13 protein-coding genes are annotated in these 14,696 nt (G+C 65.5%); 8 read left to right on the top strand and 5 right to left on the bottom strand.

Going from position 1 to position 14,696, the window contains the following annotated elements; all coding sequences use genetic code 11:
* Positions 1 to 27: 27 nt before the first annotated feature.
* From ASG86_RS02475 to ASG86_RS02460, 4 genes are all read left to right on the top strand, one after another.
* The gene (locus ASG86_RS02475) at positions 28 to 2,670 is read left to right on the top strand and encodes an exo-rhamnogalacturonan lyase family protein (RefSeq protein ID WP_056329794.1); all 2,643 of its coding nucleotides are present in this window, start codon (positions 28 to 30) and stop codon (positions 2,668 to 2,670) included.
* Positions 2,671 to 2,848: 178 nt separating this feature from the next.
* A complete protein-coding gene (locus ASG86_RS02470; RefSeq protein ID WP_056329791.1) occupies positions 2,849 to 3,841 on the top strand; it encodes an SRPBCC family protein in 993 nt (330 codons plus the stop codon).
* A 661-nt stretch (positions 3,842 to 4,502) separates the two neighbouring features.
* A complete protein-coding gene (locus tag ASG86_RS02465) occupies positions 4,503 to 5,324 on the top strand; it encodes a hypothetical protein (RefSeq protein WP_235565069.1) in 822 nt (273 codons plus the stop codon).
* 62 nt (positions 5,325 to 5,386) lie between these two features.
* The gene (locus ASG86_RS02460; RefSeq protein WP_056329785.1) at positions 5,387 to 6,220 is read left to right on the top strand and encodes a hypothetical protein; all 834 of its coding nucleotides are present in this window, start codon (positions 5,387 to 5,389) and stop codon (positions 6,218 to 6,220) included.
* Positions 6,221 to 6,446: 226 nt separating this feature from the next.
* Here the strand turns inward: ASG86_RS02460 and ASG86_RS02455 are convergent, their stop codons facing one another.
* Positions 6,447 to 8,423, bottom strand: coding sequence for a rhamnogalacturonan lyase (locus ASG86_RS02455; protein WP_082566644.1), 1,977 nt, complete (start codon positions 8,421 to 8,423; stop codon positions 6,447 to 6,449).
* Between the two features lie 416 nt (positions 8,424 to 8,839).
* Entirely contained in the window at positions 8,840 to 9,319 is a 480-nt protein-coding gene (locus ASG86_RS02450; protein WP_056329779.1) for an Lrp/AsnC family transcriptional regulator, read from the bottom strand.
* A gap of 83 nt (positions 9,320 to 9,402) precedes the next feature.
* Between ASG86_RS02450 and hisC the strand changes: the two genes are divergently transcribed.
* The 3 genes from hisC (at position 9,403) to ASG86_RS02435 (ending at position 11,904) form a co-directional block, all read left to right on the top strand.
* Positions 9,403 to 10,521 (top strand): histidinol-phosphate transaminase, encoded by a 1,119-nt coding sequence (gene hisC, locus ASG86_RS02445; RefSeq protein WP_156386107.1) that lies wholly within the window; start codon positions 9,403 to 9,405, stop codon positions 10,519 to 10,521.
* Entirely contained in the window at positions 10,518 to 11,192 is a 675-nt protein-coding gene (locus tag ASG86_RS02440; RefSeq protein ID WP_056329776.1) for a YitT family protein, read from the top strand. Before hisC ends, ASG86_RS02440 begins: the two co-directional genes overlap by 4 nt.
* Positions 11,193 to 11,262: 70 nt before the next feature.
* Complete coding sequence (locus ASG86_RS02435) at positions 11,263 to 11,904, top strand: NADPH-dependent F420 reductase (RefSeq protein WP_056329775.1); 642 nt, start codon at positions 11,263 to 11,265, stop codon at positions 11,902 to 11,904.
* Positions 11,905 to 11,980: 76 nt separating this feature from the next.
* Here ASG86_RS02435 and ASG86_RS02430 read toward each other — a convergent pair whose 3' ends face one another.
* Positions 11,981 to 12,898, bottom strand: coding sequence for an SMP-30/gluconolactonase/LRE family protein (locus ASG86_RS02430; protein ID WP_056329772.1), 918 nt, complete (start codon positions 12,896 to 12,898; stop codon positions 11,981 to 11,983).
* Between the two features lie 156 nt (positions 12,899 to 13,054).
* Here ASG86_RS02430 and ASG86_RS02425 point away from each other — a divergent pair, with 156 nt between their 5' ends.
* Positions 13,055 to 13,405 (top strand): hypothetical protein, encoded by a 351-nt coding sequence (locus tag ASG86_RS02425; RefSeq protein ID WP_056329769.1) that lies wholly within the window; start codon positions 13,055 to 13,057, stop codon positions 13,403 to 13,405.
* A gap of 67 nt (positions 13,406 to 13,472) precedes the next feature.
* Here the strand turns inward: ASG86_RS02425 and ASG86_RS02420 are convergent, their stop codons facing one another.
* Both ASG86_RS02420 and ASG86_RS02415 read right to left on the bottom strand, forming a co-directional pair.
* Positions 13,473 to 14,405, bottom strand: coding sequence for a threonine/serine dehydratase (locus ASG86_RS02420; protein WP_056329766.1), 933 nt, complete (start codon positions 14,403 to 14,405; stop codon positions 13,473 to 13,475).
* Between the two features lie 3 nt (positions 14,406 to 14,408).
* Complete coding sequence (locus tag ASG86_RS02415; protein WP_056329763.1) at positions 14,409 to 14,672, bottom strand: hypothetical protein; 264 nt, start codon at positions 14,670 to 14,672, stop codon at positions 14,409 to 14,411.
* Between the last annotated feature and the right edge of the window lie 24 nt (positions 14,673 to 14,696).

Raw genomic sequence — 14,696 nt, 5'->3', positions numbered from 1 at the left:
CAGCAATCACCAGTGGAATTGGATGACATGACGGACAGCACCCTCATCAGGTGGATCGACGGACAGGCACCGGCGGAAATCAGCGGCGGGACCACGTGGGGCATGCCGTTCCCGCGCGGGACCGTGCCCGGCGCGGAGGCCCTGGCTGTTGCCGACAGCAGCGGCACACCGGTTTCCAGCCAGGCCTGGCCATTGGCAACATGGCCGGACGGCTCCCTGAAGTGGGCGGGCGTCGCGCTCCCGGCCACGGATACGCCGTCGGCCAGCTACCACGTGACGGCCGACGGCGGTACGGCTTTCATCGCCGGCCGCCCGTCCCCGCGCGGTGCGTCCGTCACGATCAACGAGAGTGCCGACGCTCTCACCGTGGACACCGGCGTCCTGCAGATGGTGATCAAGCGCAGCGGGTCCACCCTGTTCAGCAGCCTTTCCCGGGACGGGCGGGAAGTGGCCCGCGACGCCCGGCTGGTCAGCCTGCTGCAGGACAGCGTGTCCGAGGGCGCGGGGACGGTTGGCCGGGCTGCCTTCACTGGCGGGGTCAACGCCGTCGTGCTGGAACAAAGCGGCCCCGTGCGTGCCGTGGTGCGGATCGAAGGCCACCACCGCCCGGACGTGCCGGGGAGTGGAAAGCGGGGCTGGCTGCCATTTGTGGTCCGCTTCTACTTCCACGCCAACGCCCGCAGCGTCCGGTTGGTGCATTCGTTCATCTGGGACGGTGACGCGGACCGCGATTTCCTGGCCGGGCTGGGCGTCCGCTTTACCGTGCCGCTTGAGGCTGACCTGCATGACCGGCACATCCGGATCGCGGGCGCCGATGGAGGATTCCTTACCGAAGCGGTCCGCGGCCTTACCGGCTTGCGGCGGGATCCCGGCGCGGAGGTGCGGGACGCCCAGATCGCCGGCCGCCCCACTCCCCCGGCGGACAGCTGGAATCCGGAAGTCTCAAACCGCCTGCACCTGATCCCCAGCTGGGGCGACTACACCCTCAGCCAGCTGAGCGCTGATGGATTCGAGCTGCGCAAGCGCACCGCCGCCGGCCACGGGTGGGTGGGGATCTCCGGGGGCACCCGCGCCGGCGGCTTCTGCTCCCTGAGCGATACCCGCGGCGGCCTGGGTGTGGGGATCAAGGATTTCTGGCAGTCCCACCCGGGCCAGCTGGACATCCGCGGCGCCGGCACGGACGAAGCATCGCTGACCGCCTGGCTTTACTCCCCCGAGGCGCAGCCGATGGACCTGCGTTTTTACCATGACGGCCTGGGCCAGGACACGTTCGAGGAGCAGCTCGAAGGCCTGGAGATCACATATGAGGACTATGAGCCGGGCTTCGGCAGCCCCACCGGAATCGCCCGGACGCATGAGCTGACCCTGTTCGCCTACGACGCGACCCCCACCACCGAAAACCTCGCCGCCGACGCTGCGGCCGCCTCCACCCCCGCCCTCCTGCAGGCCACGCCGGAATACCTGCACGCGGCGGGCGTCTTCGGCGACTGGGATCCGGTGGACCGCAGCACCCCGGCGCGGGCACGGCTGGAGGACCGGCTGGACTTCCTGTTCGATTTCTATGCCGGCCAGGTGGAACAGCGGCGCTGGTACGGTTTCTGGAACTACGGCGACGTGATGCACACCTACGACTTTGATCGGCACGTGTGGCGTTATGACGTGGGCGGCTACGCGTGGGACAACTCGGAGCTCTCCCCGGATCTGTGGCTCTGGTATTCCTACCTGCGCTCCGGCCGGGCGGACATCTTCCGCCTCGCCGAGGCGATGACCCGGCACACGGGCGAGGTGGACGTCTACCACCTGGGCCCCTGGAAGGGCCTGGGTTCCCGGCACAATGTCCAGCATTGGGGCTGCAGCGCCAAGCAGTTGCGGATCAGCACGCCCGCCTACCGCCGCTTTTACTATTACCTGACCGCGGACGAGCGCACCGGGGACCTGCTTACCGAGCTGGTTGACAGCGACCAGAACTTCCTGGGCCTTGACCCGGTCCGCAAGGTCCGGCCCGACGCGGCCACCTACCGCCCCAACCGCGAAGCACTCGGCGTGGGCCTTGGGACGGATTGGGGCTCGCTCGCCGCCACGTGGCTGACGGACTGGGAACGTACCGGCAACCCGCGGTCCCGGGACCGGCTGCTGGGCACCATGGCGGACATCGGCGCACTCAAGTACGGCTTCCTCACGGGGGAAGCGCTGTACCACCTGGACAAGGGCCGGTTCGATACGGGCCGGGAAATGATCTCGGTTTCCCACCTCAGCGCTGTGTTCGGCCTGGTGGAGATCTGCAGCGAACTGGTGGACCTGGTGGACGATCCGGAGTTCGAGCGGGCGTGGCTGCAGTACTGCCGCCTCTTCCTGGCAAGCAAAGAGGAACAGGTGGACGCCGTGGGCCAGCCGCTCGACGGCATCTACCTCACCCAGGCACACAGCCGGTTGACGGCCTACGCGGCGGCGAAGCTGAATGACCCTGACCTGGCAGCCCGGGCGTGGCAGAGCTTTGCCGAGGGCGGCGAGCACCTGAACCACGAATCCGCCTTCACGCTCCGCAGGATCGAGCCGCCGCACGTGCTGCTGCCGGTGGATGAAGCGCCCACCGTCTCCACCAATGACACCGCCCAGTTCGGGCTGGCAGTCATCCAGAACCTGGCGCTGGTGGGCCAGTACCTGGACTGACGCTTCCAGCCCCTTACAAGACCGCGGCGGCGGCACCCACTAAGGTGCCGCCGTCGTGGTTTTCCCATACCCGCTGAAGTGAGGCTCTGGAAACATCAGCACCCAAAAGGTATGTTGGTAAGCATGCTGATGATTTTTCCTACTCATCAGTTCCCGGTAGCAAAGCGAAGGAGACGTTATGAGCACGAAGGTCGAAAAACGCATTCTGGTCAACGTACCGGTGAGCACCGCTTACAACCAGTGGACGCAGTTCGAGGAGTTCCCGCACTTCATGGGCGGCGTCAAGAGCGTGACCCAGCTCAGTGATGACCGCCTGGAGTGGGTGGCCGAGATTGCTGGCGTCCGCAGGCAGTGGGAAGCCAAGATTTTGGAGCAGGTTCCGGACCGCAAGGTCGCCTGGGCCGCTACCGAAGGTGCCACGAACGCCGGTGCCGTTGAGTTCGAAGACGTGGGCGGCGGCCAGACCTCCATCAAGCTGACCCTCGAATACGAGCCCGAAGGCGTCATCGAAAAGGTGGGCGACAAGCTCAACGTCGTGGACCGGCAGGCGGAGTCGGACCTGCAGAAGTTCAAGGAATTCATCGAGGATGAAGGCTATGCCAGCGGTGCCTGGCGCGGTTCCGTCAACCCCGGCGCCACCGTGGGCACGCCCGGTGTCGAGCACGCAGGTGCATCCCGCGGTGATTCCGGCAAGGCCGGTGTCTCCGGCAAGGTTGCTGCCGGCGTGGGCATTGCAGCAGCGGCCGGCGCAGCAGCCGCCATGGCTGCCAGCGGCAACAAGGGAGAAACAGCGGCCGCCGATGAAACGGTAACGCCGGTAGCTTCCGGCGAGCCGGCCACCGTCACCCCGCTGACGACGGACACGACCACAGCAGTCCCGGCCGAGCCCCTCACCACCGGCGCCACCACCGGCAGCGCCTACCCGGGCACGGGGACGGCTGACACCACAACGCCCGGTACGACCTCGGCTGCAGGCTCCAGCGGCTCCCTCGCAGACCTGGATGACGGCAGGATCGGCCACACGTTCGACCAGACCAACGGCCTGGTGGACACCACGGGTGAGTCCGATGAAACGCTGGAGGGTGAGAACCTGAGCGCCGGCGAACGGCGCGGGGACGACCGCAACGACGGCGGCCTGCCGCCCGTCGGTGGCAACCTCGGCGGCCACTGACGGCCACCCGCAAAACTAGCGCCGCCCGCCTTCCCCCAAGGCGGGCGGCGCTTTGCCGTTATCGCTTAGCTGTCGGCGCTTGTGATGACTGCCCCGTCCTGGATGACGAATTCAAGATGATCGGCCAGATGCGGATCATGCACCCGAGGTCCAGCTCATAGAAGGGAGCGCCGCCCACGAGGCCAGGGCTCAGGATCGCGCCTACGAAGACACCTACCTTCACGGCGCGCAGTGCGATCAGAGTCCACTTCTGCGCGCCTGCTCCTCAGCGGGTCCTTAGCCTCTTTTGACACGTCCTTCACAGCCATAGCATCAGCGCATCGGGGGCACCCTTCGAGGGCAGCTTTTGGAGGATGAGAGGGAAGCAATGCGCGTTCACCGGAAGCTTGCCCCGCGGAGAGTTCTTATGCTTTCCGCGGCACTGGCCCTTTTCCTTGGCGGCTGCACGCAAGGGGGCACGCCCTCGTCCCCAACAAGATCACCCTCATCTGAACCAACGCAGTCCCCCTCAACTAGACCAACCGAGCCTCCCTCACCCGGGTCGGGCAGCCCGGCCTGTGACATCATCACGCCGGTCATCGCCGCGAAGATCGATCCTGGCCTGGCCCAGATGGGAACGGGGGGCAAGCCGGCAGGGAGCCCCGCGTACGTCTGCAGCTACATGAGTAAATCGAGCAAAAGCCGGGCTCTTTCCGTCTCGTTGACATCGCCCGCCTCGGCGCCGCAGATTGCGGAAACGAAAAATACTCCGGACTGCTCAGCAGTGGAGGGCATCGGGGACTTCGCTTGCATGCAGTGGACGGGGTGGTTCCGCGGCGAGCCCGGAGGGGCGTCGGCCAACACTGTCCTGAAGGCAGTCCGGGGCAACGAGTCCCTCGACCTGCGCATCGTCGACGCACCACCAATAACGCCGGATTTCCCGGTACCGGACGGTGACGCCACAGCGCGAGCACTTGCCCAGGCCCTTGTCGAGGGCGGGTGGGGCAACGGCGCTGAACTTCATGTTCCGGCCGCGCCACCTGTCGGTCCCCAGACTGAGACAGACAGCCCCGTTTGCGCCCTGGTCAGCGCCGACGCACTCAAGCAGGCGTTTGGTGCCACAACCCAGCCGCAGGTTCTTCCGGGTGAGGGCAACTGCCGGTACCTATTTGGGGCTCTGGGCACACCTGGGCCGGACTCGCTCAAATTCGCCATCGAGCTCCATCAGGGCGGTGCCTCTGCGCTCTCACGAGTTCTGCCGCCTGATGGCCAAAGCATCGAAGGTGTCGGCGACAAAGCCATCCTGGTTATCCGGTCAGATCCGGGCGGACCAAAAGCCCTCCGGCCGCCAAGCGATGTACCGGTCACCTACATGTCACTGATGGTGGCCCGCGGCCAGAACATGGCCATCTTCGTCGCCGAGATCCTGATTTCACCAGCCGGGCCCACCGAAGAGCAGGTCAAGGAACAGTTGATCACCCTGGTCAAGGGGATCAACTTCTGAGCCAGCCCGTGCTCGCCGCCCCGCCAGGCTCTTTGAAGAAACGAATCCTGAGGAACACTCTGATGCATCCAGAAGCCGGAAAATCCGTGCGGAAGCTCCTGCCTGCCAGCCGGGTTGGCAGAGCCCTCATGCTGGCTGCCGGAGCGCTGATCCTCACGTCGTGCGGAGCCGGGCAATCTGGTGGCGCCGCATCCAACAGCGGCAGCAGCACCACAACGGCTGCAAGCAGTACCGCCTCGCCGTCGGCTGAGGCCACCGCCACGCCGCCGAAGGTCTTCACAGACCAGGAGCTCATGGCAATCAGCAGCAAAGTGCTGGAGCCGCACGGCGGAAGGGCCGAAGACACAGCCATGGCCCGCAAGTCTTACGTGTTGATGACCCAGCCGCCAACGTCTGCATCAGCATCCTCGATACTGGGTCCGACCGAGCCGGGTGAGTGCAACGTCTTCCACAGGTCGTGGCAGCACGAGGCGCAACTGGATCCCTCCATGGGCTTCGCACTTGCCGAGATTTTCAACGTTGGCGCCCATGGAACCGGCATGATCCTTTTCGATGTCCGAAGCGCTCCCCGGGAGACTCTTGCCAGGGCCGACTTTGATTACAGCCCGGAGCTGATGGTCCGCTGCGCCACGTTCGACCAGACGGTGTCCGGAGCCACCGGGCCCCAGAAGATGACGATCCAGCTTCTCCCTGGTCCGGACATCGGGGAGAAGGCCTACGTCACCAAGGAATCCATTAGCGGGAACACTGCTGGGGTCGGGCTCCGCGTCCTGGCCGGAACGGTGTCTCTCGACATGGGCGCAAACACAGGGCTGGCGATAACTGAGGAAGAGGCGCTGAACCTGATGTCGCAGATCGCGCAGCAGTTTGTCGACGAGGTGAAGAGTTCGCACTAACTGCTGCACCTACGGGACGTTGATGAAAACCGTCAGAGAGGAGATCTTCGAAATGGAGATGTAGGAGCAGGCAAACGATTCCGCTCCTGTCACTGGCTGTCCGCCCAACACAGAGTCCTTGGGCCTTCGTTGCCACCGAGAACCGTCGAGACAATGACAACGACCGTGGCGGTTGGCCACGGTCGTTGTCATTGCTGCCAGCCGTCCCGCGATAGTTGGACTGGGCCTACTTGGCGTTTCCGGCGTAGAAGACTGCCGGCATGGCAGGGGTCTGCATGCCCTGGCCGATGAAGAAGCTCGGGTGCGGGGGCTGGTTGTAGCCCACCGTTTCGCGGGCAACCGCGGTCCGGTACATGGGATCGTGCATCAGGGTGCGGAGCCGGACCTCGGTGGGCGAGGTGGTGGTGTAAACCCGAAGCTCGGTGCTGTCCGCGGACGGGAACACCAATTCCTCGCGCCAGTCGCCCAGCAGGTCCGCCTGCAGCGAGGGGTTGCCCTTGGTGTGGTTGTTGGTGCGGGCACCGGTGGCCGTCAGCAACCTGTCGCTGGTTTCGGTCTCCCAGTTCCACTTGGAGATGGTGGGTACGCCCATGCCTGCCTCGGCGTTGAAGTCGTGGTCTACAACTTCCCGCAGCAGGTCGCCGTCCCACCACGCCATGAAGTTGGCGGCGGGGATCTTGTCCGCAATCCGCTCGCCCTTGGCAGACATCAGGAACCCGACGGGCGAGTTCCAGGCGGCGTCGCCACCCACGGCCCAGCTTTCCGAGCCGGGAAAGCGGGGGTCGATGTCGCCGGTGGCGCCGCGGCCCGTGTCCTTGACCGCGGGAATGCTCCACAGAACCTCGCCCGTTGCGGCATCGCGGAACGTGGCGCCGCGGTTGCCGCTGGCGGACATGCTCTCGTGGACGGCGAACGTCTCCAGGCCCGGGCGTGACGGATCAAGGTCGCCGGTGTGGATGGCGTCGCCATGGCCGAGCTTGGTGTTGTACAGCGGGGTGCCGTCGTCGTCGATGGTCATGGAGCCGAAGACGAACTCGTCCTTGCCGTCCTGGTCCACGTCCGCTACGGAGAGGTTGTGGTTGCCCTGGCCTTTGTACTCGGCGCCGGCAACGTCGGAATCGAACTTCCACCGCTTGACCAGCTTGCCGTTGACCAGGTCGTAGGTGACCAGGACGGTGCGGGTGTAGTAGCCGCGGCTGAACATCAGGGACGGGTGCTCGCCGTCGAGGTAGGCAACGCCTGCCAGGAAACGGTCCACGCGGTTGCCGTAGCTGTCGCCCCAGGCGGCAACACTTCCGCGGGGCGGGTCGTAGGGAACGGTGTCCATGATGGTGCCGCTGGCGCCGTTGAATACCGTGAGGTATTCCGGCCCGGAGAGGATGTAGCCGGCGCTGGTGCGGTAGTCTGCGGCGGCATCGCCAATGACCGTTCCTGCCGCATCGGTGGTGCCGTCGGCGGTCTTGAAGGCCACTTCCCCCTTGCCGTCGCCGTCAAAGTCATAGGCCAGCATTTGGGTGTAGTGGGCCCCGGCGCGGATATTGCGGCCCAGGTCGATGCGCCACAGCTTGGTGCCGTCCATCTTGTAGGCGTCCACGTATACGTTGCCGGTGTAGCCGGATTTGGAGTTGTCCTGCGCGTTGGAAGGGTTCCACAGCTGGATGATTTCGTAGGCGCCATCGCCGTCCAGGTCCGCCACGGTCGAATCGTTGGCCGTGTAGGTGTACGGCTTGCCGTCCTTGCTGACGCCATCGGCCGGCTTGTCCAGTTTGATGGGCAGGTAGTTCTGTGCCAGCGGGCTGAACTCGGCACTGAGCTTGTCCTGCCCGTTGCCGTTGCCCACCGTCTTGATGACGTACTTCGAGGCCGCCGTTCCCGCCGGGTCCACATAGGTGGTGCTGCTGCGGATGGGCTCGTCGGTGATCTGGACGCCGTCGCGGATTACATGGAAGCCCACGCTGTCCTTGTCCAGGCCCAGCATCCGCCAGCCCAGGGTGACGCCCTGGTCCGTGAGCACTGCCACCGGGGCGCGGTCCAGGTTTTCCACCTGGCGCGTGGGTCCGGACACTGCCGGGGTTGGCTGGCCTGGATCAGCAGCGGCGAACGGGACACCGGTGAAAGCGAGCGCCGCTGCGGTGAAAGTGGCCACGGCTGCGGCGGGCGCAGCCTTCCAGGCCCTGCCCGCTGGGGACTTCGGGGAACACATTGAGCGGTGTGCCAAAAGAACATCTCCTTTGATGCGGCGGCAGCTGAGTCTGCCGCACGACAGTTTTGTAACGTTTCATTCGTTTGGCCAAGCATGCCCACGGGAGTAATTTCGAGGGATTTGGTCTGTGAGGAAACGCTTTCTGCCCTTCAGGTTTATCAGCGCCTGACAAAGTCCGTCAACAGTTTGACCGAAAGTTATTGGGAGAATTTGTTCTATTGCGTTTGCTTCTACGCCCCTTGGACGCCCGCTCACTTTTGACGTCTATTGCCCAATCGCCCGCTCACTCTCAACCCCTGGAGTGAGCGGGCGTTGCCTCAAAACGGGTCAAAGGTGAGCGGGCGTTGCCTCAAAACGGGTCAAAGGTGAGCGGGCGTTGCCAGGAAACGCGCCAAAGGTGAGCGGGCGTTGGTCCGCTATTTGCGGGTTGCCGCCTGCAGCAGCGGCAGGGTGCGGGTGGGCATGACCTCCACCAGGGACATGGCGGTGCTGGTACGGACGACGCCGTCAATCGCCAGCATCGCGTTGGTGATGCGGTGAAGGTCGGCAGGGTCCTTCGCGGCCACCTTGGCGAGCAGGTCGGCGTCACCGGTGGTGGCATGCATCTCGATGATCTCCGGAATAGTCTGCAGCGCCGCCACGGCAATGTCGCTGGAGGACTGGCTGATCGAGATTGAAATGAAGGCCAGCAGCGGCAGGCCCAACGCTTCCGTCCGCACCCGCTGGCTGAAGGGCGCCAGGCTCCCGTCGGTGGCCAGCCGGCGGAGCCGGGCGTGCACAGTATTGCGTGCCACGCCCAGCGTCCTCGAGAGGGACAGGACGGTGGCCTGCGGGTCCCGGTCGAGTGTGAGGAGGATCTCTGCATCAAGAGCATCGATGAGGTGCATACTAAGCATTTTGCCACCCCGGCCTGTTCCCAAGGCTTGATCTGTCCTCCGTCAAACCGTTGTGTTGCGCAAACGTCCTGAATCCGCGCACCATGCTGTCCATGACCAGCACCCTTCCCGCAGCCGCGGCACCCGAGGTCCGCGCCGCCGTCGCCGAGCTTCCCGCTTATGTGGCCGGCAAGAGCGCGCAGTCTGACCTGACCGCCGCCCTGGCCTCGAATGAAAGCCACTTCGTTCCCCTGCCGTCCGTCATCGAAGCCATCTCGGCCGAGGCCGGGAGGATCCACCGGTACCCCAGCATGGGTGCGGTGGAGGCACGTGAAGCCATTGCCGGGCACTTCGGTGTCAGCCCTGACGAAATTGCCGCCGGCCCGGGAAGCTCGGGTGTGCTGCAGCAGATCATTTCCGCCGTCTGCGGCCACGGCGACGAGGTGGTGTATGCATGGCGGTCCTTCGAGGCCTACCCCATCCTGGTGGCCGTGGCGGGCGCCGTCTCGGTCCCTGTGCCGCTGCTGGCCAACGAGCACCACGACCTCGACGCCATGGCCGCCGCGATCACCGACCGAACCCGCCTGGTGATCCTCTGCTCACCCAACAACCCCACCGGCGTGTCCATCAGTGAAGCTGCGCTTGAGGAGTTCCTCCGCTCGGTTCCGGCACGCGTGCTGGTAGTGCTGGACGAGGCCTACATCGAGTTCCAGCGCGGGCCAGGCGTTGACTCGCTCGATTTCTACCGCCGCTACCCCAACCTGTGCATCCTGCGGACCTTCTCCAAGGCCTACGGGCTGGCAGGCCTGCGGATTGGCTACGCCATAGCCCGCCCGGACATCGCCGAAGGCCTCCGCCGAACCGCCGTCCCCTTCGGCGTCAACAGAATGGCGCAGGCGGCCGCGGTTGCCTCGCTTGCAGCCGGGGACGAGGTCCTTGAACGGACCGAGGCGGTAGCCCGGGAACGCACCCGGGTCATCGAGGCGCTGCGAAGCTACGGCTGGGATGTGCCGGACAGCCAGGCCAACTTCTACTGGCTGCGTGCTGAGGACGATTTGCGCGTGCGGATCCTGGAAGCGCTGGCCGACGCCGATATCTTGGTGCGCGGTTACGCCGTCGACGGGGTGCGCATCACCTTGGCAGATGAAGCCACCAACAACCGTGTCCTTGCCGTCCTGTCCGATCGCGGGCGGTTCCATGGTGAGGCGGGCACAGCCCGGTGAGTACCTCCACAGAAACCCCTGCTGCCCCCGCCCGGCATGTGGAAGGGCCGACGGCGGCACCTTCAGCGCCGCCGTCGGCCGTCCGTCATTCCGTGGTTGAGGACGTCCTGGGCATCCTGACTGGCACGTTCGCCGCGTCTCTAGGGCTGTTCCTGCTCAAGTCCAGCGGGGCCGTGACTGGAGGCACCGCAGCCCTGGCGCTGCTGCTCAGCTATTCGGTCGCGCTGCCTTTCGGCGTCATCTTCTTTACGGTGAACCTGCCGTTCTTCGCCCTGGCGGTGTGGAAGAAGGGCTGGAACTTCGCCCTCCGCACCGGCGCCGCCATTGCCCTGGTCTCGGCGATGGCCAGCCTGCACCCCGCGGCCCTGGGGGCCCTGCAGATTGACCCGGCGTACGGCGTGCTGGGCGGAAACCTGCTCGCCGGCGTCGGCCTCCTGATCCTGTTCCGGCACCAGTCCAGCCTGGGCGGCTTCAACATCCTGGCTCTGCTGCTGCAGGAAAAACTGAAGTGGCGGGCGGGGTATGTGCAGATGGTGCTGGACGTGGCCATCGTCCTGGCATCGCTTATCCTCGTGGCGCCGCTGATGGTGCTGCTGTCCGCGGCCGGCGCCACCCTCCTGAACCTCATCCTTGCCCTGAACCACCGGCCCGGCCGTTACCTGGGAAAGTAGGCAGCCGGCCGGCCGTTTATTCCCCGCAGCGGGCTGAAATATCTGCGCGGGGACCTGCGTTGGGGCCCATATGACAACAATCGGAATTATCGGTGCAGGACATATTGGCAGCCAGGTTGCACGGAAGGCCGTGGAACTGGGCTACGACGTAGTCATCAGCAACTCCCGCGGCCCGGAAACCCTTCAGGACCTGGTGTCCGAGCTGGGCCCCAAAGCCCGCGCGGCCACGGCAGCTGAAGCGGCAGCGGCCGGGGACTTCGCCGTGGTCACGGTGCCGCTGAAGAACTACAAGGACGTTCCGGCGGAACCGCTGGCCGGCAAGATTGTGATCGACACCAACAACTACTACTGGGAGCGGGACGGCAGGATTCCCGCCCTGGACAATGGCGAAGCCACCACCTCGGGCCTGCTGCAGGAGCACCTGCCCCAGTCCAAGGTGGCCAAGGGCTTCAACCACATCATGGCCAAGGACATCACCACCGACGGAACTCCGGCCGGCACCGAAAACCGGCGCGCCCTGGCCACTTCCAGCAACTACCCGGAAGCAGCGGACCTGGTCACCCGCCTCTACGACGAATTCGGCTTCGACACCGTGGACGTGGGGCCGCTGTCCGAGAGCTGGCGCGTGGAGCGGGACCGCCCTGCCTACGTAAAGCGGCAGAACGCCCTGGAGCTGAAGGACAACCTGGCCAAGGCGCCGCGGACCGTCTGATCCATCCCATCCATAGCTTTCGCCCCACCCAGACTGGCCGGCAGTTCCTACTGCCGGCCAGTCTTGTGTCGAGGCACTACTTCCAGGCCGGTACCAGCACCACTTCGAACGGGCTGGGCGGCTGGTTGAACTGGGCATTGACCGCAGCGAGAGTGCCCTCCCCGAACAGGGCCACGGTGGTGGGGATATTGAAGGCGTCGCTCTTGATGGTGTTCCTGACCTCGGCGGAGGACAGGTCACTGGAAAGATCAAGGCGCGTTATCTGGTTCAGCTGGTTCTGGACCGCCCAGACGTTGTCGCCGCGCACCAGGATGCCGTCCACAAACGGCACGCTGACGCCCTTGATTGCGGCGCTTTCCCCGGTCTTGGGATTGACCGTGTACAAGGCTCCGTTCATGGAGTGGGCCACAATGAGTACCTTGCCGTCCTCGGACGCGGCAATGCCGTTCAGGTTGAACCCCTGCCTGAGCTCTGCCGCCGGGCCGCTCAGCTTGAGGGTCTTCACCTTGCCCAGGTGGCCGTGGTCGTCCACCGGCAGGAAGTAGAGTTCCGCCGCCGCTGAATTGGTGAACCAGGCTCCGGCACTGGTGAGCGTGACGTCATTGATGAACCCTTTGCCCAGGTTGAAATCGGCAACGGGCTCGCCCGTCCGGGTGTCGTAGACGAAGGCCTTGCCCGTTGCGGCGCCCGCCACGAACAGCAGATCGTTGCAGGTGTCGGCTTTCATCCCGGCGGCCGCGCGACCTGCGGGCGCGTCGATGAAGCGGCTTGCGGTGCCCTTGCGGATATCGCCGCGGAAGATGTCGCCGGTGGTGAGTTCACCTGCATAGAAAGTCTTGCCCTCCCCTGCCGCGATGCCCTCGGCGGAGGTGGCGCCGTCGAGCACTATCTCCCTGGGATCCGGCGCGGCCAGCGCCGGAAGGGCCGTGGGAAGAAGCAATGAAAATGAGGCCACGAGCCCGGCGGCGGCACGGCGGCGTACTGTTTGGCGCATGCTGGTTCCTTAGTCTGGGTCGATGCGCGCGGGGCCCATCTGCGGAAGCTCCGCACGATTGGTGCTGCCAGTTTAAGCGCCCGTATTGGGCTTGCGAAGGCATGGGGCTACCCAATCTGCTTACAATCGAAACCTCTGACCACTACTGAGGGACCCATGAAGAAATTCGCCACAGCCCTGTTTGCCGCCGGCCTCGTTGCTTCCGCCACGGCCTGCTCCGCCACGCACCAACTGTCCACCGCTGAAACCTGCGAGCGGATCCAGGCCGTTGTGTCGAACCCCGCCAACAACGCCGGCAAGACGGGCATGAACAACCTCGCAAACCAGATCCGCCCCATCCACGCGGTCGCCTCGGACGATCTCAAGCCCGCCCTGGCCTCGATCCTTGCGTACACGGACGAGCAGGCCAAGGAAAACCCGGACAAGGACAAGCTGGCCGATCTCCAGTCGCGCTACCAGGAGGCAGGCAGCACGTACAGCAAGTTCTGCGGCCAGGCCGGCGGCTAAACAACCCGCGTACAAAGGGGACCGGCCGCCTGCGGACAGGCGGCCGGTCCTTTTTTCGTGTCCGGGCCTAGAGCGTGGCCGGATCCGTGTTGGCGCCGCACAGGATGACCGCAACGCGTTCATCCTTCCGCGGCACGTAGGCGCCGCAGGTCAGTGCCGCGTAGGCAGCTGCGGCGCCGTGCTCCACCACGATCCGGTAGTCGTTCCACAGCGCCGAACGTGCGGCAATGATCTGTTCATCGGAGACCAGGACGCTTTCGACGCCGCAGCGGACCGCGACGGAGAACCCGATGTCGCCAACGCGCCGGGCACCCAGGGAGTCGGCGGCGATGCCGGAGACCGGGACATCCACCGGATTCCCCGCCGCCAGCGCAGCATGCAGGGTGGGGGCGGTTTTGGGCTCAACGGCCACTACTTTGGCAAAGCCTTCGACGGCGGCAGCAACTCCCGCCATCAGCCCGCCACCGCCCACGGCCACCAGGACCGTGTCCACAGCCGGCACCTGTTCCAGTAACTCGGAGCCAACCGTCCCGGCACCCGCGGCGATTTCCGGCTGATCATAGGCATGGCAGTAGATGGCGCCGGTGGTCTCCGCGTGCACCACAGCGGCCTGGTAGGCGGCCGCATACTCCGCACCGCCCTGGACCACCGTGGCGCCGATCGCCTTCAGTTTGCTGACTTTGACTGCCGGCGCGGTTTGAGGAACGAACACGGTTGCGGGCACGCCGAGCTGCCTGGCCGCATAGGCGTTGGCCAGGCCAGCGTTTCCGCCCGACGCCACAACAACGCCCACGTCCGCCCGCAATTCACCCCGCTCCTTGCTGGCCAGGATCCGGTTGAGCGCACCGCGGGCCTTGAACGTGCCCGTGTGCTGCATGAATTCGCATTTGAACCAGACCGGGCCATTGAACGCGCCCGGGTCCGCCTCCATGACGGGGGTCCTGCGGATGAGGCCCGCGGTCCGCTGTGCGGCCTGGTCGACGTCAGCGCGGGTGATCATCCGTCAGACTTCGTCATCCCAGGTACCCGTCTCCTTAAGTGCGTCTTCCGGCTCGGGCTCCCGGGCTGCTTCCTCGCCGCCCACATACGACGCCGGGACGGTTCCGGCAGCATGCGCCTGCTGTTCCTCCCGGATGTTCGACGCACCGGGCTGCTCCGGGTGCATGCCGGCCTGCGGCGCCTCCTTCGCTTCGTTCCTGGCCTCGTCCGGGTCGCCCGGTCCGCGAAGGTCTGCGGTGTTCTGGGGATCGTCGCTGGAAACGGTCATGGTCCTGCCTTTCACCTGGGAACT

This window comes from Arthrobacter sp. Soil764 (assembly GCF_001428075.1).
GTDB lineage: Bacteria > Actinomycetota > Actinomycetes > Actinomycetales > Micrococcaceae > Arthrobacter.
This window is presented reverse-complemented; position numbering and strand designations above follow the sequence as displayed.